This is a genomic window from Lacrimispora sp. (assembly GCF_032078915.1).
GTDB lineage: Bacteria > Bacillota > Clostridia > Lachnospirales > Lachnospiraceae > Lacrimispora.
Genome location: NZ_DAMAUN010000023.1, coordinates 32,886 through 52,097 on the forward strand (window position 1 = coordinate 32,886; position 19,212 = coordinate 52,097).

General features: G+C 46.7%; 12 protein-coding genes. 7 read left to right on the plus strand and 5 right to left on the minus strand.

From position 1 onward, the window contains the following. Window positions 1-90 precede the first annotated feature (90 nt). Window positions 91-2,457: an ATP-dependent DNA helicase gene (locus RT269_RS11350; protein ID WP_313182743.1), complete on the plus strand. Its 2,367-nt coding sequence runs from the start codon at window positions 91-93 to the stop codon at window positions 2,455-2,457. Window positions 2,458-2,505: 48 nt separating this feature from the next. Here the strand turns inward: RT269_RS11350 and RT269_RS11355 are convergent, their stop codons facing one another. Further along, complete coding sequence (locus RT269_RS11355; RefSeq protein ID WP_313182702.1) at window positions 2,506-3,381, minus strand: LysR family transcriptional regulator; 876 nt, start codon at window positions 3,379-3,381, stop codon at window positions 2,506-2,508. Window positions 3,382-3,522: 141 nt separating this feature from the next. On the opposite strand from RT269_RS11355, the gene RT269_RS11360 reads away from it, so the two are divergent. Together RT269_RS11360 and RT269_RS11365 are read left to right on the plus strand one after the other, a co-directional pair. Next, window positions 3,523-4,131: a sigma-70 domain-containing protein gene (locus tag RT269_RS11360; protein WP_313182704.1), complete on the plus strand. Its 609-nt coding sequence runs from the start codon at window positions 3,523-3,525 to the stop codon at window positions 4,129-4,131. Window positions 4,132-4,149: 18 nt separating this feature from the next. Beyond that, entirely contained in the window at window positions 4,150-4,761 is a 612-nt protein-coding gene (locus RT269_RS11365; RefSeq protein ID WP_313182706.1) for a histidine phosphatase family protein, read from the plus strand. 79 nt (window positions 4,762-4,840) lie between these two features. Here the strand turns inward: RT269_RS11365 and RT269_RS11370 are convergent, their stop codons facing one another. After that, on the minus strand, window positions 4,841-5,158 hold the full coding sequence (locus tag RT269_RS11370) for a hypothetical protein (protein WP_313182708.1): 318 nt from the start codon (window positions 5,156-5,158) through the stop codon (window positions 4,841-4,843). A 311-nt stretch (window positions 5,159-5,469) separates the two neighbouring features. Here RT269_RS11370 and RT269_RS11375 point away from each other — a divergent pair, with 311 nt between their 5' ends. Further along, entirely contained in the window at window positions 5,470-9,219 is a 3,750-nt protein-coding gene (locus RT269_RS11375) for a phosphoribosylformylglycinamidine synthase (RefSeq protein WP_313182709.1), read from the plus strand. Between the two features lie 466 nt (window positions 9,220-9,685). Further along, on the plus strand, window positions 9,686-11,569 hold the full coding sequence (locus RT269_RS11380; protein WP_313182710.1) for an APC family permease: 1,884 nt from the start codon (window positions 9,686-9,688) through the stop codon (window positions 11,567-11,569). 5 nt (window positions 11,570-11,574) lie between these two features. On the opposite strand, the gene RT269_RS11385 is transcribed toward RT269_RS11380, so the two are convergent. After that, window positions 11,575-12,369: a MerR family transcriptional regulator gene (locus RT269_RS11385; RefSeq protein ID WP_313182711.1), complete on the minus strand. Its 795-nt coding sequence runs from the start codon at window positions 12,367-12,369 to the stop codon at window positions 11,575-11,577. 260 nt (window positions 12,370-12,629) lie between these two features. On the opposite strand from RT269_RS11385, the gene RT269_RS11390 reads away from it, so the two are divergent. Continuing rightward, entirely contained in the window at window positions 12,630-13,919 is a 1,290-nt protein-coding gene (locus RT269_RS11390) for an FAD-dependent oxidoreductase (RefSeq protein ID WP_313182713.1), read from the plus strand. A 55-nt stretch (window positions 13,920-13,974) separates the two neighbouring features. Here RT269_RS11390 and asnB read toward each other — a convergent pair whose 3' ends face one another. Further along, window positions 13,975-15,825: an asparagine synthase (glutamine-hydrolyzing) gene (gene asnB / locus RT269_RS11395; RefSeq protein ID WP_313182715.1), complete on the minus strand. Its 1,851-nt coding sequence runs from the start codon at window positions 15,823-15,825 to the stop codon at window positions 13,975-13,977. Window positions 15,826-15,852: 27 nt separating this feature from the next. Continuing rightward, complete coding sequence (locus tag RT269_RS11400; RefSeq protein WP_313182716.1) at window positions 15,853-17,223, minus strand: citrate transporter; 1,371 nt, start codon at window positions 17,221-17,223, stop codon at window positions 15,853-15,855. Between the two features lie 131 nt (window positions 17,224-17,354). Between RT269_RS11400 and RT269_RS11405 the strand changes: the two genes are divergently transcribed. Continuing rightward, window positions 17,355-19,205, plus strand: coding sequence for an ATP-dependent nuclease (locus RT269_RS11405; protein ID WP_313182718.1), 1,851 nt, complete (start codon window positions 17,355-17,357; stop codon window positions 19,203-19,205). Window positions 19,206-19,212 lie beyond the last annotated feature (7 nt).

The window sequence follows — 19,212 nt, forward strand, 5'->3', positions numbered from 1 at the left end:
ATGGGAAAATGCTTCGCGGCAGTTGCACACTCTTTATATTTAGCTGAAAAAGAAAAGAACGGGAAAGAAAAGGAAGGAGGGGACGCCGGAGTGGAGGAGACAGAGAAAAAGATCCTGAAAATATCTGTCAGGAATTTAGTTGAGCTTGTTCTGCGCTCCGGCGACTTAGATAACCGGCGGACCGGAGGGGCTGAAAAGACCGCCATGCAGGAAGGGAGCCGGATACACAGGAAGATCCAGCGCCGCATGGGTGCAGACTACCGGGCGGAAGTGGTATTAAAGCATGAGATAGAAGTGGATCAGTTTCAAATTCTGGTGGAGGGGCGGGCCGATGGCATCATTGATAAACCGGAAGGGGTGACCATTGATGAAATCAAAGGCATGTATATGGATTTGTCCTATTTATCAGAGCCTATTGAAGTACATTTAGCCCAGGCCATGTGCTATGGGTATTTTTACTGTTATGACCACGGGCTGAATGGGGCCGTCATGCAGATGACCTACTGCAACATTGAAACAGAGGAAATACGGCGTTTTCAAGTGGAAAAATCCTTTGAGGAACTGGAAAGCTGGTTTCAGGGTCTGATTCACGAGTACATTAAATGGGCAAGATATTTATATAACCATGGAATAAGAAGAGATGAGTCCATAAAGGAGCTTTCCTTTCCCTATCCCTACCGGAAAGGGCAGAGGGAGCTTGTGGTAGCCGTTTACCGGAGTATTTCCAGAAAGAAGAATCTTTTTATCCAGGCGCCTACGGGAATCGGAAAGACCCTTTCCACCGTTTATCCGTCCATAAAGGCCATTGGGGAAGGGCTTGGAGATAAATTATTTTATCTGACTGCAAAAACCATAACCAGAGGCGTGGCGGAAGAAGCTTTTGATATTTTGCGGGAGCATGGGCTGTATTTAAACTCAGTGACTATTACGGCAAAGGAAAAACTGTGCTTCCTTGAAAAACCGGAATGCAACCCGGATGCCTGTCCTTATGCCAAGGGCCATTTTGACCGGGTGGGTGATGCGGTATATGATATTATCCACAAGGAAGCCGGAATCACCAGAGAAACAGTACTTCGTTATGCAGAGGAATATCAGGTATGCCCATTTGAATTCTGCCTGGATATCAGCAACTGGGTGGATTCCATTATCTGTGATTATAATTATGTATTTGACCCGAATGTCCGTTTGAAACGGTATTTTTCCGAAGGCATCGCCGGAGATTACCTGTTTTTGACAGACGAGGCCCATAACCTTGTTCCAAGAGCCAGGGAAATGTACAGCGCAACTGTCTATAAGGAGGACTTTCTTCTTATTAAAAAGATTTTGAAATCCATGAGCCCAAAGCTTGTCCGGATGCTGGAGCGGTGCAACAAAGAGCTTCTGGAAATGAAACGGGAATGTGAGGAGTTTCAGATCCTGGAAGACATCCGGTTTTTTATGACCGGTGTCATGACACTTTTCGGGGAAATGGAAAAGTTTATGGAAAGCGGCGAGGAATTTAAAGACCGGGACCTGGTTCTGGATTTCTATTTTAAACTGCGGGATCTTTTAAATATCTATGACCGTCTGGATGAGAATTACCGGATCTATACAGAGCTTTTGTCTGACGGACGCTTTATGCTCCGGCTGTTTTGCGTAAATCCGGCGAAAAACTTAAAAGAGTGTCTGGACAAGGGAAACAGTACCGTGTTCTTTTCTGCCACATTGCTCCCGGTGCGGTATTATAAGGAACTTCTAAGCGGTGACCAGGAAGAATATGCAGTATATGCCCAGTCTCCCTTTGATCAGGAGAAACGTTTACTCCTTGTCGCTTCTGATGTCAGCAGCCGCTATACCAGAAGAAACCGCCGGGAGTACCAGAAGGTAGTGGATTATATGCGAAGAATCGTGTCAGCCCGAAAAGGAAACTACATGGTGTTTCTGCCGTCATACCAGTATTTAAAGGCAGTAGAGGCAATTCTTGAGGAAACAGAAGGACTGGAGCAGGAGTTTGCCTACATGTCCCAGGCCTCTCACATGAGCGAACAGGAGAGGGAGGAGTTTTTAAAGGAATTTTCAGAGGACCGGAAGGATTCTTTTGTGGCCCTTTGCGTTATGGGCGGCGTATTTTCAGAAGGAATTGATTTAAAGGAAGGACGTCTGATCGGAGCCATCATCGTTGGCACCGGACTTCCCATGGTCTGTACGGAGCAGGAGATCTTAAAGGGGTATTTCGATTCCAGGGAGCAGAACGGATTTGATTATGCCTACCAGTATCCGGGGATGAATAAGGTCATGCAGGCAGCAGGAAGGGTAATCCGTACGGTCCGGGATGAGGGAGTTATCGCGTTGCTTGATGAACGTTTTATAAAAACGGATTATCAGGCCCTGTTTCCAAGGGAATGGGAAGGGTATTATGAAGTGAAGCTAAAAAATGTGGATGAAGTGGTCCAGAACTTTTGGACCGGGCGAAAGTAAAAGCTGCCGCCCCAAAGGGGGCGGCAGCGGAAAACCAGCCATTACCGGTTAAAGCATGTCCATGAACTGTTTGGAAGCCTGGGAAACGGGTAAGTTCTCATTATAAGCTACGACCATCTGACGGGTAGGAAGCTTTTCCGAAAGCTTTACCTGGAATAAGTCCCTGTCATTCTCAGGAATGCAGAAATCCGGAACAAATGCGATCCCCAGGCCGATGCGGGCTAAGTCGATCAAAAGATCGTTGCTGCTCAGTTCGATTTCAGGGACCAGATCAAGCTGTTCCTTTTGGAACATGTGATGAAGGAACTCGCTGGTCGTACTTTTTCTTTCCAGCATCAGAATGGGATAGGTCTGGAGAGTCCCAAGGCTTACGGTCTGTCCCTTCAAAGGAAAATATTCCTGATTGGCGACAAATACATCGGAGAATTCGTTGATGACCCGGGTATTCTGGGAGCTTAAAAGCCCTGAGTTGGGATAATTGGTAATAATAAAATCAACCTGCCCGCTTTCCAGAAGATGAGCGCATTCAATAGAAGTCTGGTTGGTAACCTTGATGTGTACATTGGGGTAGGTTTTATGAAATTTATTTAAATATGGAACAAGGTAGTAGCGGCAAATGGTGTCGCTGGCACCGATCCGCAGCTGGCCGCCGTTTAAGGTATTGGCCTCCAGCAGCTGGTTTTCTCCCTTTTGAATCAGATTAATGGCTGGTTCTATGTGCTTTAGGAGGATGTCTCCTTCCGGAGTAAGCTGGACCTTTTTCGTACTTCGGACGAAAAGGGTCTGGTTCAGCTTTTTCTCCAGCACCTTGATGGACTGGCTGACTGCCGACTGGGAGATGAAAAGCTGTTTGGATGCCTCCGAAAAGCTTAAGGTGGTGGCAACGTGGTAAAAGACTTTATAAAGTTCATAATTAATATCCATTATTAGTCCTCCTTATAAACATATGGATATTCTATCATGGATCTGATTGGTTTGTAAAGGCGTTTGACAAATTTCCTGGGGTGCGGTATAGTACGGGCACAGGAGCCAGGATATGAAAAAGAGAAGGAGCGGAATAAGAGTATGCATGATGATTTTTACCAGATGTATCTGGAAGAGATGGGACATATCCCTCCCTGTAGCAGGGAGGAGCAGGAAGACCTTTTAAAGGAAGCAGCAGAGGGCAGAAAAGAAGCGAAAAAAAGGCTTGTTGAAGGAAACTTACGGGCTGCCCTGGAATATGCCAGGGAATATGACGGCAGGGGCGTTCTTATGACAGATCTGGTCCAGGAAGCCAATATGGCACTCATGATGGCTGTGGAGGAGTATGTCCAGTCAGAAGACAGACCGGAGTTTGACAGCTTTAAAAACCAGAGAATCAAGGAAGCCCTTGATGCTGCTGTGGAGGAACAGCAGTTTGCAAAGCAGACAGGAGAAGAGCTGGCTGCCCGGGTGAATGTGCTTCAGCGGATAGCCCAGCTTCTTGCAGGGGAACTGGGACGGGAGGCAACGGTAGAAGAGCTGGCAGACAAGATGAAGATGACCGTGGAAGAAATAAAGGGAATTATGAAGATTGCAATGGATGCCATGAGCTTGAATGCTGAAACCATGGATTTAGAAGCCCTGGCAGAAGTGGAGGGCATCGAAATCACTGGGGATGAAGAGGCTGATGATTACGATTACGAAGAATAAGAGACTGGGAGAGATGAGATGAAGATATATCTGATGCGCCACGGACAGACAGACTGGAACATTCAGGGAAAAATCCAGGGGAGCCACGATATTCCCCTTAATGAAACGGGCCGAAGGCAGGCGGAGCTGCTGGCAAAGGGCATGGATTCCCGCCCGGTTTCCAGGATTTTTTCCAGCACCTTAACCCGTGCCATGGAAACCGCCGAAAAGATCAAAAGCAGGCAAAAGGTGGAAATCTGTTCCATGCCCCAGCTTATTGAAGTGGAATTTGGCAAATGGGAAGGCATGACGTGGGATGAGATCATGGAAGCGTATCCAGAGGAATACAAACGGTGGGCTTTATGCCCTGACGAAGCATCCCCTCCAGGCGGGGAAAACCGGGACCAGGTTTTAAGCCGCTGTGTGTGGGCGGTCAGGGAAATATTAAGGATCACCGGAGGCAGGGAGGATGTTGCGATTGTATCCCACGGCGCCACCATCGCCTATCTTGTCTCCTATATGATGCGCAATCATCCGGAGGTAGAAAGCATTATTGTAGAAAATGCAAGCATCACAACGGTTAATTACAGTCCGCTGACGGAAGATTTCATGCTGCTGGAGATGAACGATACTTCCCATATGGAGGAATAAAAAAAGCCCCTTTGAAAAAGGGGAAGAATAGAAGGAGCAAGGAAGCCTTTTGGCATCCTTGCTTCTCTTGAACCAGTACTTAATCAAATAGTGTTTCTATGAGGATTTTCACCATGGAAGGGGTGGTGCGGATATAAAGCATATCCCTTCCAGCACAGCGCAGAGAGGTCTGCATAAGAACCTCCATTGGAGCGGAATCGTCAAAGATGCTGACCATGTTGGCACATGATTCCACAATGGAGTTAAGCTGCCCGGCTTTTTCAATGAACTTTTCAATGTGTACTTCTTTAAGCTGCAGGCATACCTCCAGATAGGGACTTTGTTCCTCTTTCTTTAAGCAGGCGTTTTCAAATGAATATTTTTGGGATAAGTCCTTTAATTGCTGATGAAGATCCATAAATCTAGCACTCCTTTATTAAAAAAAATCTTTTATTACTATAGTTCAAATTTTTCAAATTTTCAAGTATTTTTATAAAAAATGTCGAATTTTGTCAAATTGCGTCGAAGTGGTAGGAGACCAGATGAAACATAAGGCTGGATAATGATTTTCTTCTGCCGATGGCATCAATGATATTAACTGTACTGATTAATAACATAAGATATATTAATTTCTCTAATCTATATAACTTGTGGTATGATTAATACACGAGAATAACAGGGAAAATCCTGTCCTGATAAACCATGGGGAGTTTTTGCAAGGAGGAAAATATGAGTGTAAGAAGAGTGTATGTTGAGAAAAAAACGGCCTATGCCGTTAAGGCGATGGAATTAAGAGAAGAAATCGCAGGCTATCTTGGTATCAATACGGTGACTGGTGTGAGGGTGCTGATCCGCTATGATGTGGAGGCTCTGTCCGACGAAGTCTATGGATTGGCTCTTACCGCTGTTTTTTCAGAGCCCCCTGTTGATGAGGTTTATGAAGAGGCTTTCCCGAAAAAGGAAGGGGATGTGGTTTTTACCGTAGAGTACTTACCGGGCCAATTTGACCAGCGGGCTGATTCCGCAGAGCAGTGCGTCAAGCTGCTGAAAGAAGATGAAGAGCCTGTGATCCGGTCTGCAACCACCTATGTGATTTCCGGAGTACTTACAGAAGCCCAGATTGCCGAAATCAAATCCTACTGCATCAACCCCGTGGATTCCAGAGAAGCAGAGGAAAGAAAGCCGGAGACACTTGCCTCAATGTTTGATACTCCTGCAGATGTGATTATTTTTGATGGTTTTACGGATCTTGCAGAAGATGCATTAAGGGAATTATATGAGTCCTTAAATCTGGCTATGACCTTTAAGGATTTTCTTCATATCCGGAATTACTATAAGGAAGAAGAACAAAGAGACCCGTCAATGACAGAGATAAGGGTCCTTGATACCTATTGGTCGGATCACTGCCGCCACACTACCTTCCAGACGGAATTAAAGGATGTTACATTTCGTTCGGGAGATTACCGCAAGCCCATTGAGGATACCTACAGGCAGTACCTGGCAGACCGGGAAGTGGTCTTAAAGGGAAAAGACGGCAAGTTTGTGTGCCTTATGGATCTGGCTCTCCTGGCGATGAAGAAGCTTCGCATGGAGGGAAAAGTGGAGGATTTGGAAGTATCTGATGAGATCAACGCCTGCAGCATTGTAGTCCCGGTCCTGATTGACGGTGTAGAAGAGGAATGGCTGGTGAATTTCAAAAATGAAACCCACAATCATCCTACGGAAATCGAGCCCTTTGGCGGTGCGGCCACCTGTCTTGGAGGAGCGATCCGTGACCCTCTTTCCGGACGCACTTACGTATACCAGGCCATGAGGGTAACAGGAGCAGCTGACCCTACAAGGCCTTTGAGCGAAACATTAAAAGGAAAACTGCCTCAGAGAAAGATCGTAACTGGAGCAGCTGACGGCTACAGCTCCTACGGAAACCAGATCGGGCTGGCAACCGGATATGTAAAGGAGATTTACCATCCGGATTATGTTGCAAAGAGAATGGAAATAGGCGCTGTCATAGGTGCTGCTCCAAGAAAAAATGTCATCCGGGAGACTTCGGACCCGGGAGACTTAATCATTCTCCTTGGGGGCCGTACCGGACGGGACGGCTGCGGAGGAGCCACCGGCTCCTCCAAGGTCCATACGGAAGCCTCCATTGAGACTTGCGGAGCAGAGGTCCAGAAGGGGAACGCGCCCACGGAACGAAAGATACAGCGTTTGTTCCGAAGAGAAGAAGTGAGCAGGCTCATCAAGAAATGCAATGACTTTGGTGCAGGAGGTGTGTCGGTTGCCATAGGAGAACTGGCAGACGGCCTGCTGATCGACTTAGATAAGGTTCCAAAGAAATACGCAGGACTGGATGGTACGGAAATCGCCATCTCAGAGTCTCAGGAACGCATGGCAGTAGTGGTTGACCCGAAAGATGCAGACCGGTTCCTGGCCTGCGCGGCAGAGGAAAACTTAGAGGCAGTAGTAGTGGCGGAGGTTAGGTCAGAGCCAAGGCTTGTGATGAATTGGAGAGGAAAGACCATTGTGGACATCAGCCGGGCTTTCCTGGATACCAATGGAGCCCATCAGGAGGCTTCGGTTGTTGTGGAAGTCCCTGACAGAGAACCAGGCACGTTTATGAGACAGGAGACCGGAGATGTCAGGGAAGCCTGGCTGAAGCTGCTTTCTGACTTAAATGTCTGCTCTCAGAAAGGGCTTGTGGAAATGTTTGATGGTTCCATAGGGGCGGGAAGCGTGTTTATGCCCTATGGAGGCAGGTACCAGCTGACAGAGACTCAGGCCATGGTGGCAAAGCTTCCGGTGCTTCATGGTAAGACAGATACCGTAACCATGATGAGCTGCGGCTTTGATCCTTATCTGTCAAGCTGGAGCCCCTATCACGGCGCAGTATATGCAGTTTTGTCCTCTGTTGCCAAAATCGTGGCATCAGGCGGCGATTACAGAAAAATCCGCTTTACCTTCCAGGAGTATTTCCGCAGGATGACAGAGGATCCGGCGCGGTGGAGCCAGCCCTTTTCCGCTCTCCTTGGGGCATACAGCGCCCAGATTGGATTTGGGCTTCCTTCCATCGGAGGAAAGGACAGCATGTCAGGAACCTTTCGTGACATTGATGTACCGCCGACCCTTGTTTCCTTTGCTGTGGATATTGCAGATGGGAAGCATATCATTACACCGGAATTTAAGAAGGCGGGAAGCAGGATCGTGGTATTTAGGATTGAAAAGGATTCCTATGATCTTCCGGTATACAGCCAGGTCATGAAAGGCTATGAAGCATTGTTTGAAGATATCTGCGCAGGACGCATCCTATCTGCCTACGCTGCAGAGAGCCATGGGATCTGTGAGGCGGTCAGCAAGATGGCCTTTGGAAACCGGATGGGCATAAGGATCAGTAACAACGTAGATCCAAGTGATTTCTTTAAGGCCGGCTGGGGAGACATAGTATGTGAAGTTCCGGAAGGAAGGCTTGAGGAGCTGACGGTCCCCTATACCGTCATCGGTGAAGTCACTGATGGAGGCGTGTTTGAATACGGGGGCACATCCATTGCCATAGATGAGGCGCTGAACGCGTGGACGAAGCCACTTGAAGATGTGTTCCCGACGGTGTCAGGGGCAGAAAAGACCCCTGTTTCAGAGCAGCTTTATGATACAAAGGATATCTACGTCTGCAGGAATAAGACAGCAAAGCCCAATGTATTTATTCCGGTGTTCCCTGGTACAAACTGTGAGTATGACAGTGAGAGGGCCTTTAAAAGAGCAGGTGCCAATGTGGTGACAAAGGTCTTTCGGAATTTAACGGCCCAGGACATCAGGGAATCGGTGGAAGTCTACCGCAGGGAAATATCCAAAGTCCAGATCGTCATGTTTCCCGGAGGATTTTCCGCAGGCGACGAACCGGATGGCTCTGCCAAGTTCTTTGCCAACCTATTCCGGAATCAGGTGATCAGGGAGGAAATCGGGAAGCTGTTAAATGAAAGGGATGGCTTGATGCTAGGAATCTGCAATGGCTTCCAGGCCTTGATCAAGCTGGGGCTTGTGCCGGAAGGAATGATCACAGAGCAGAGGGAGGATTCCCCTACGCTGGCGATGAATACCATTGGCCGTCATATTTCCAAGATGGTTTATACAAAGGTGGTGACGAATAAGTCGCCGTGGCTTTCAGGGGCAGAATTAGGAGGCGTTTACTGCAATCCGGCTTCTCATGGAGAAGGCCGGTTCGTTGCAGGGGAGGAATGGATGAAACGGCTGTTTGACAATGGACAGGTGGCGACTCAATATGTGGATGACAAGGGGTGCCCTACCATGGATGAGTGCTGGAATCCTAACGGGTCTTTCCTGGCGGTTGAGGGCATCACAAGCCCTGACGGGCGGATCCTGGGCAAGATGGCTCATTCCGAACGCCGCGGCGAATCGGTGGCCATGAACATTTACGGTGAGCAGGATATGAAGATTTTTGAATCCGGTGTGAAATATTTCCAGTGAGCCTGGACAGTTCCTTGTACGTAGAAATCATTCATGAAAATTACAGCAATTAAAGCAAAAAGCGTTTCTACTGCGGATGGCATCCGCAGTAGAAACGCTTTTTGTTTTAAACCGGGTCAATTAGATATTCGCAGACCGCTTTCCTGCTTGCTCATAGCGTGACCCGCTTCACCAGGTATAACCTCATCGCTGCTATCGCAGCTTGTCAGAGAGGGCATGCACGCCTTCTGACATGGTATGTCCCACTTTACCGGGCCCCCACTTATGCCTTTCCGGCATTAAGTGGGGTTCTTATTTAATGAGGTTAAAATCGTAACGTTTTTTAACGGCAGAAAGGTGTATTCTCACTTGACAATCCATAAATTTAAGCCTATGATTCATCAGGTATATTTTTATATAGTATTGAGATTATTGGCAATACTAAAATTAAGGAAAGAAGATTATGTATCAGAGAGGACATTAGGATATGCATTCAAAGAGAAAGATAAAAAATATATTGTTGGGAAATACATTGAAAAACAATGATTTGGAAGGAGAAAAGCTGGGACCCCTTTGGGGAGTCCCTATCATGGCAAGTGATGCGGTTTCGTCGGTGGCGTATGCGATTGAAGAAATGCTGTTGGTTTTGGTTCCGGTCCTGGGGTTATCGGCAGTCAATTATCTTGGATATGTCACCTCGCCGATCATACTGTTGTTTTTAGTTTTGGCTTTTTCCTACTCACAGATCATTGCAAATTACCCAAACGGCGGAGGCGCATATGTCGTATCTGCCGAAAACATTGGAAGAGGCGCATCAATGGTAGCTGCATCTTCCCTGATTATCGGCTATGTGATGACAGTAGCAGTCAGCCTGTCGGCAGCAACGGCAGCGCTTATTTCTGCTTTTCCTCAATTGTCAGATTACAGGCTGCTGTTCGCCCTGCTTTTTCTATGCATCGTCACACTCCTTAATCTTAGGGGAATGAGAGAGTCCTCTAAGCTTTTCGGAGTTCCGACATACGCATTTATTGTTCTTATGCTGGTGCTTATTATAATTGGGTTTGTAAAGCTTGCAACAGGGAATCTTTCGCCGGTCCAATATTCTGAAAGCATACAGCCTGTTACAGGCGGAGCCGGGACGGTTACCCTGTTTCTACTTCTCAGAGCGTTTTCTTCCGGCTGTTCGGCCCTCACGGGAGTGGAAGTAGTAAGCAATGCGGTTCCAAGCTTTCGGGAGCCGTCACAGCGGAATGCCACCCATGTGCTTTTTATACTGGTAGGCATCATTGTTGCCATCTTTGGAGGCGCGGTGGTGCTGGTTACTTCTTTAAACATTGTTCCCCTGGAGGGAAAGACGGTAATCTCCCAGCTTGGAATGGCTGTGTTCGGACCGGGACCCTTGTTTTATATCTTACAGTTTGCAACCTCCCTTATTTTGCTGCTGGCTGCAAATACCGCATATAACGGTCTGCCCACACTGCTGTCGATTCTGGCGGCAGATGGATTTGTACCCCGTCAGTTTATGCACCGAGGGACAAGGCTCAGCTTTTCTAACGGGATCCTGTTTATCTTTTTTGTAGCGGCATTTTTGTTAATTGTTTTTAACGCGGAGACCCATTACCTGATCCCCCTTTATGCCATCGGAGTTTTCTTATCCTTTACCCTGTCCCAGAGCGGAATGGTGGCCAGATGGACCCGGGTGAAAGGAAAAGGTTATTTGCATAAAATGTTCATCAACGGACTGGGCGCTCTTATGACGGGAACGGGAACGATCATTGTATTTGTAACCAGGTTTGCCCAGGGTTCCTGGGCGCTGGCGATAATCATACCGATAATTGTTTATATCATGCATCGCATTGATACCCATTATAAGTTTGTGGGCCGGCAGTTAATGGTCAATGACTTTATGTCTCATTATCATAAAAGTACCAGCCAGGACACCAATCTTTGTATTGTCCTTACCGGAGGAATCAACCGTTCCATATTGAAGGCGCTTAATTACGCCAATTTGATCACTTCCAATGTGGTAGCCCTTCATATAGCAACGGATGAGAAAGAATGCGAACAGCTACAGAAAAAATGGAAGGAAACCGGCATTGATATACCGCTTGAGGTCATCATGTCACCTTACCGGGAGCTTATTGAGCCTGTTGATGAGTATATCTGCGAAAAGGAAGCCAATCTGCTTCCGGGGGAAATGATTACGGTCGTTATGACCCGTTTTATAGAAGAGAGCTGGTTTGCCAATATTCTTCATAACCAGACTACTTATTTCATTATGCAAAGACTTAGGAAGCACAGAAATGTTTCTACGGTTCTGGTTCCATACATTTATAGTTCAGCGTTTAAGCCTGCTCCAAAGGAGAAATAAAGCCTCTATGACTGAATCGGCAGATACACTTCAATGTAATTGACGGGTGTATCTGCTTTTTTTTCCTGATTTTCTTTTGTGGTATCCTTAAAGGCGGAGCTTAATAAATGCCCGCTGTAGGCTGTACCGAGGGGAGAATATCCTTCTTGCCTTGCCCAGTCGGCTGCATTTAAAACAGCCTGTGATTCTAAAACAGGGCCGTCTGATGCAATCACGGTATAAACACAACGTTCCGGATTTCGTATGGGATAGCCGTTTAATGCCTGTTTCATCTTCAGAATCGAGGCAGTATCCTCAGTGATCATGAAGAATTCGTTAATCTGCTTTGCCTGGTTTCCCTCTATCTCATATTCCTGGCAGATATAGCATAAATCAGAGATGCCTTCTTGACTGATAAATTGATTGTCCGGCATCTGATAATGGGGAGGCATGGGTCTTAAGTCATAACGGTTTAAGCATTTTTCTACATTTTGATAGTGCTTCTGCAAATGAGTCAGATGGATGAGGGATTGCCGGTGCTTTTCCATCTGCTTTTTTTCCTCTGCAATTTTTTCCCGAATCATGGAACAATAGGAAGGAAAAGAACTTTTATACAGGATACGGCCGATATCATCGATGCTGAAGTTCAGTCTACGGTAAAACATGATGCTCGAAAGCTTTTTAATATCATCATATGTATAGGTTCGGTAACCGTTTTTTTGCTTTTCCGGTTGTATGATCCCCTTCTTTTCATAAAAGCGAAGGGTGTCCCGGCTTACGCCTAATTGGTCGGAAACTTCTCCAATGCTGTATTTTTTCATTTTGATTCCTCTTTTCAGTTCGCAGTGCAGCGAGTGAATCACAAGGGATTCCTCGTTCAAGGGTGTCCGCCCTGGTTGCACTGCTCATTGCTTACTTGGATAGTTTACCATAAAAAGACGGCTTTTCGGCTTTACAGTTTTCTTTCTATGCTTACGAATTATTAACGGAAAGAAGTTTGAAATCGTAAAAAATTATGTTATGATAGGATCAGACATAAAGCTTGTACTTACAAAGGAAACGTGAGAAGGGGGTATTTTACATGGGAGAAAGTAAGAAGAAAATGGTTAAGTGCCTGGTATGCGGCGCCGTATTTGAAGAGGGGAATGAGGTCTGTCCGGTATGCGGAGTAGGACCGGAAAATTTTGTCCCTTATGAGGAGGAAGAAAGGAATTACCATAAAAACACGGAGGAGTTATACCTCATACTTGGCAATGGTGCCGCTGGTGTCAGTGCGGCAGAGGCGATTCGGGAAAGAAATTCCACCTGTTCCATTGTCATGGTAACGAAAGAGGACTGCCTGCCTTATTCAAGGCCCATGCTGACAAAGGCCGTGATGGGAAAAGATGAAAGAGAAGAATTGCTTCTTCATGACCCGGCATGGTACGAAGAGAAACGTATCTTAAACCTTACGGGAAAACAGGCGGAGAAGATCGATACCAGGGAAAAGGAAGTCACCTTTGATGACGGAATCAAGCTTAAATACGACAAATGCATCTATGCATTGGGATCGGAATGCTTCATTCCTCCGATACCTGGAAGTGAAAAAAATGAAGTGGTCGCCATACGCCGGCTTTCTGATATAGAGAAGCTTAATTCCCTCCTTTCCGAATCAAAGCGGGCCGTGGTCATTGGCGGCGGCGTGCTGGGACTGGAGGCAGCCTGGGAATTAAAAAAGGCAGGCCTTTTTGTGACGGTATTGGAGCAGGGCGGCCAGCTTATGAAGCGCCAGCTTGATGAGGAAGCCGGTGAGTTTTTAAGAACCATTATCCTGGAAAAGGGGATCGATGTGAAATTCCAGGCAGTTACCCGGGAGATAGAAGGGGAAGAGAAGGTGACGGGTGTCCGCCTTGAGGATGGTACAGTCCTGCCGGCAGATCTGGTGGTCATATCTGCAGGAGTCAGGGCCAATGTATCTCTGGCAGAAGATGCCGGGGCTAAATCCGGACGGGCAGTAATCGTTAATGAGCACATGGAAACCACGGTACCCGGCATTTATGCGTGCGGAGATTGTGCGGAATATGAAGGGATCAATTATGCCATCTGGCCTCAGGCCGTGGAGATGGGAAAGGCAGCAGGAGCCAATGCAGCCGGAGAAAGGATCTCCTATAAGACCGTGACAGCAGCTCTCACATTTAATGGCATGGATACTTCCTTATTTGCAGTGGGCGACCCGGGAAAGGATCCTGGAAAAACCTATGAAGTGCGCCGGGAAGAGGACGTAGAAAAGAAGATTTACAACGTGTATTATTATGTAGAAGGCAAGCTGACAGGAGCTATACTCATTGGCGATACATCAGATATGGGAAGAATCCTGGAAGAGATTGAATAAAGGATTCACAAAGAGGTGCAAAGGTCTTTCGAGAGACGTTTGCACCTCTTTGCTTTTATTCCACTGAGATATGATATTTTTCCAGCCAGTAGTTGATCTGAAGGATATAGGCAAGCATCTGGGGACCAGCCATGAGCTGACCGTACCAGGGCTTTCCGTAATCCGAAGGACTGGTCAGGAGTCTTTCCAGTTTCTTTCCGTCCAAAAAATCCATAACCGGAGCGGAACCGCCAGCTATCATTTCCTCTACCCGTTTGGCTAAAAGTGCCTCGTAATTGGTATCATAGGTTTTGGGATACGGAGATTTCCTGCGGAACAGGATCTCGTCAGGCAGAAGCCCCTTTCCGGCCTGGCGAAGGAGATTTTTTACCACCCCATCCCTTGTTTTCATATCCCAGGGAACATTCCACACATACTCGATGATCCGGTGGTCTGCAAAGGGAACTCTGGCTTCCAGGCCGGAATACATGCTGCCACGGTCCATCCGGTTTAATAAGGTCTGCATAAACCAGCGGAGATTCAGATAAGAAATCTCTCTTCTTCTTGCTTCTTTTGGATTATCCTCGGAAAGGACGGGAGTTTCCGCAACAGACTTTTCGTAGGCTTCCATCACATACTCATCCATTTTTAGATAATCCAGGAATTCATCCTTTAAGATGGCTTTGCGCATACCTAAGTCCATGGTCCAGGGGAAAGTCTGGGCTTTAAAGCATTCTTCCTTATGAAACCATGGGTATCCTCCGAATATTTCATCTGCGCACTCCCCGGTTAAAGCTACCTTGTTAAACTGTTTGACCATGGAGCAGAAGTGGAGCAGGGAGGAGTCAATGTCTCCCATGGCCGGAAGGTCATGAGCAAGAACGGAGTCATAAAGCCGGTCTGCCTGGGTGCCATTATCACATTCCAGATAATGATGGTCGGAATTTAAAAATTTAACCATCTGGTCCACAAAGGGGCGGTCCTGGGAGGGCTGGAAGTTGCTGGCTTTAAAGAATTTATCATTGTTGACAAAATCAAAGGAAAAGGTAGTAAGCTGTTTGCCCTGTTTTTTCAGTTCTGCAGCGCAGACAGCCGAAACCAGGCTGGAATCAACCCCACCTGACAAAAAGGTGCAGATAGGGACGTCGGAAACCATCTGCCGGCGGATGGAATCCTGAACCAGAAATGAGGTTTTTTCAATGGTTTCCTCATAGCTGTCCTCGTGGGGCCTGCTTTCCAGCTTCCAGTAGCATTTTAAGTGGAAGCCGTCCTTAGAACAGAGAAGCATGTGGCCCGGGAGGATCTCATTGATTCCTTTAAAAACTCCGCAGCCGGAGGTGTGAGCCGGTCCCAGGGAGAATACCTCGTTTAAGCCTTTCCGGTCTAATACAGGACGTACGCCCGGATATGCAAAGATTCCTTTCAGCTCCGAAGCAAAGATAATTTCTCCATCCCGTATGGTGTAATAGAGAGGCTTTATGCCGGAACGGTCCCGGCAAAGGCATAAGCGTTCCCGGAATGAGTCCATAATGGCAAAGGCAAAGATCCCGTTTAACTGTTTCGCAAAATCAGGCCCGTATTCCATATATCCGGTTAAAATCACTTCTGTATCTGAGGTGGTGGAAAAGGAATGGCCCCGCTCCTCTAAGTCCCTGCGCAGCTCCTTTGTATTATAAATTTCTCCATTGTACACAATTCCAAATCTTTTACCCGCCTCGGTTTTTATTATGGGCTGGCGTCCGGTTGTTAAGTCGATAATAGATAGACGGGCATGGGACATGCCTCCCTGGTGAAAGAGCCAGATCCCTGAATCGTCAGGTCCCCGGTGTCTTTGGCTCTCTGACATCTGTTCCAGGATGTTCTCATAATAGGCTTTATCTTTCTGGTAATCGTGATCTGGATTGTAAAAACCAGCAATTCCGCACATGGAAATCCCTCCTTAAAGCTGGATTATCTATAATAGGAAACAGGCAGCAATAAAAGTAGCAAGAAAACCGATCATGACCGGAGGAAGATTCTTTCTGGCAAGCTCCAGGGGATTTACGCTGCAGATGGCTGCAACGGGGATAAGACCCCAGGGAACGATGGTACCTCCGCCGACGAAAACTGCGGCAATCTGTCCCAGGGTAGCCAGAATAGGAACCGAAGCTCCCACTGCCGTACCAAAGGTGTGGGCCAGGGAACCGGTAAGTGGCAGCCCGGAAAAACCAGAACCGTCTAAGCCAGTCAGGCCTCCGATCACCAGCTGGAAAAATGCAGCCATATATTTATTGAGAGGAACATTGTGAGCCAGCCAGATGGCCCAGTCATTCATAATTCCCCTTTGGAACTGATCCCCCATGATGGAGGAGATTCCCTCTCCTCCTAAAAAGAAAAAGGCCCCGATGATGATGACGGGAGCAAAGATCCGTATGGCAAAAAGAAAGCCTTCCGTAACATACGATGTCACTTTTTCCAGAGAATGCCTGCCAAAGCCCAGAATCGCTCCAATGCACATAACCAGGACGGCTGTGCCGGAAACCATGCTGGTGGCGTCTCCTCCCTTTAAATCAAAAGCCAGCATAAGTAGGATGTCGGCCAGGAAAAGAAGAGGGGTAAGGATCGCCATGATAATCGCGGCAATCCCGGTATCATGGTGTTCTTCAGCATTCTGGATATGGACTTCCTGACAGCAGGCAGCGATTTCGTTCCTGTTTAACAGATATGCAGAAACTACTGTAACAATGCCCATTACCAAAAACAAAGGCCGACCCTTGATCAGGATCTGGTCAGTTGTGATGGATGCTGCAGCTGCGGAAATGGCCGGAGCGCCCTGGATGACGAAATCGTAGCTTAAAGCAATTCCGTGGCCGAATAAATTCATGGCCATGGCAGCTGCCAGAGGATCCAGACCGGCTTTGACTGCAAAGGGCAGCATGATCGCACCCACCAAAGCCACGGATGGGGAAGGCCAGAGAAAGAGGGAAAATACCAGCATGGTACCTCCCAGGATCCACCAGGTAAAGGTGGGAGTTTTCATGACCTTTGACATGGGAATCATCATCAGATAGTCGCTTCCTAAGTCTTTTAAGCATTTGGACAGGGCTGTGACCAGGGCAATGGTGGCGATGATATCCATAAACTCCTTAGAAGCATACAAGATGGCGTTGAATACGGTCATGATGCCTCCGGTCAGGGACTTAAGGCCTGTAAGACCAAGGAGGAAGAGAAAAAGGATGCAGACCAGGGGCGTATCCTTTCTAAGAACCATGACAGTCAGGATCACAATGACGCCGATGAGATAAATATAGTGCATAGGTGTGAGCACCAGATAAGGATCAAACATAGGAACCACTCCTGTGAAAAGAATATATTCTATATTATGATAAAGAGGAAAGGACAGTGTGATTTTTTTTCAGGCAGAACTTGAAATTTTCCTGTCAGCCTTTTATACTGAGTTTTATAAAGGAGAGGCCTATGCAGATTACATCGGTACATATTAAAAATTTTAAATCCATACGGGATATGGAAATTCAAAATGTGGAAAATGCCCTGATACTTGTGGGGAAGAACAACACGGGAAAAACAGGTGTCTTAGATGCCATACGGGCAGCTGCGGGCGTATATGAAGTTACGGAAGAGGATTTTAACGAGAAGAAACAGAATATAGAGATCACCATGACCCTGGCAATTACGCAGGAGGATCTGGTTTCCTTTCACAGGGGAGGGGTGGTGAGCCAGTATAAGCGGTTTGATGCATGGCTCCATGATTTTGTAACAAAGCTGCCTTCTTACCGGGATGGAAGCCTGATGTTCACCTATCAGGTAAACTGGAACGGAGTCGTCCGGTTTAAGGATGGATACCGGAAGAATAACCGGTATATCAGGGAGATTTTTCCCAGGCTTTATTACATTGACTCGGAACGGGATTTAAACCAGTTTCAGAATGATCTGCTGCTTTTCCAGGAGGATGACCAGTTGTCAAAGCTAAGGACCCATGTGTGCATGTTTGACAGCGCAAGGGAATGCAACCAGTGCTTTAAGTGCATCGGACTGATCAACCAGAAGAAGCCGGAGGAACTGCAGATCTATGAGACGGCTAAGCTGCTGGAATATAAGATGTATCAGTTAAATTTAAATAATTTTGCCGAAAGGGTCAATGACAATTACAGAAAAAACGGCGGCTATGAAGAAATACACTTTTCCTTAAACTGTAATCCATGTGAATTATTTAAAGTAACAGCGGAGACTTATCATGTGGAGAGAGGAAAACTAAGCCCTATAAACAACTTAAGCAATGGCATGAAAAGCCTTTACATGCTGTCTCTTTTGGAGACCTATACAGAGGATGAAAAACGGATTCCCAGCATTGTCATCGTAGAGGATCCTGAGATTTTCCTCCATCCCCAGCTTCAGAAAATATCCAGTGAGATCCTTTACCGTTTATCCAAGAAGAATCAGGTGATTTTTACCACTCATTCTCCTGGCATGCTGTTTAATTTCACCAGGCGCCAGATCAGGCAGGTGGTGCTGGAGCGTGACGGTTATTCCATTGTAAGGGACAGAACCGATATTGACGCCATTCTGGACGATTTGGGCTATGGGGCCAGCGATCTTCTTGGGGTCAGCTTTGTGTTCATTGTGGAGGGGAAGCAGGATAAGAGCCGTCTGCCGCTGTTATTGGAAAAATATTATTCGGAGATCTACGATAAGGAGGGAAACTTATCCCGGATATCCATCATTACCACCAACAGCTGTACCAATATAAAGACGTATGCAAACTTAAAGTATATGAACCAGGTGTATCTAAGGGATCAGTTTCTGATGATCCGGGATGGAGACGGTAAGAACCCTGAGGAGCTGGCAGGCCAGCTTTGCCGGTATTATGATGACCGCAGTCTGGAGGATATCGACAAGCTTCCAAAGGTCACCAGAAAAAATGTGCTTATATTAAAGTACTATTCTTTTGAAAATTATTTCCTGAATCCTAAAATCATGGCAAAGCTTGGAGTGGTGGAAGATGAAGATGCATTCTACCGGATACTGTTTGATAAATGGAAGGAATATCTTTACCGGTTAAAGAGCGGAAAACAGTTTGCGGAGGCAGTGGGGAAGGATATGGAATCCCCGGAAGATATAAAGACCCATATGGAGGAATTTAAGATTTATATGCGGGGACATAACCTGTATGATATTTTTTACGGGTCATATAAAAAGCAGGAAGGGGAGCTGTTAAAACAATACATTGATCTGGCTCCCCGGGAAGATTTCAGCGATATTTTAGATGCGATTGATAAGTTCGTTTACTTTGAAAGCAGGAAGGCGTAGGGAAGAG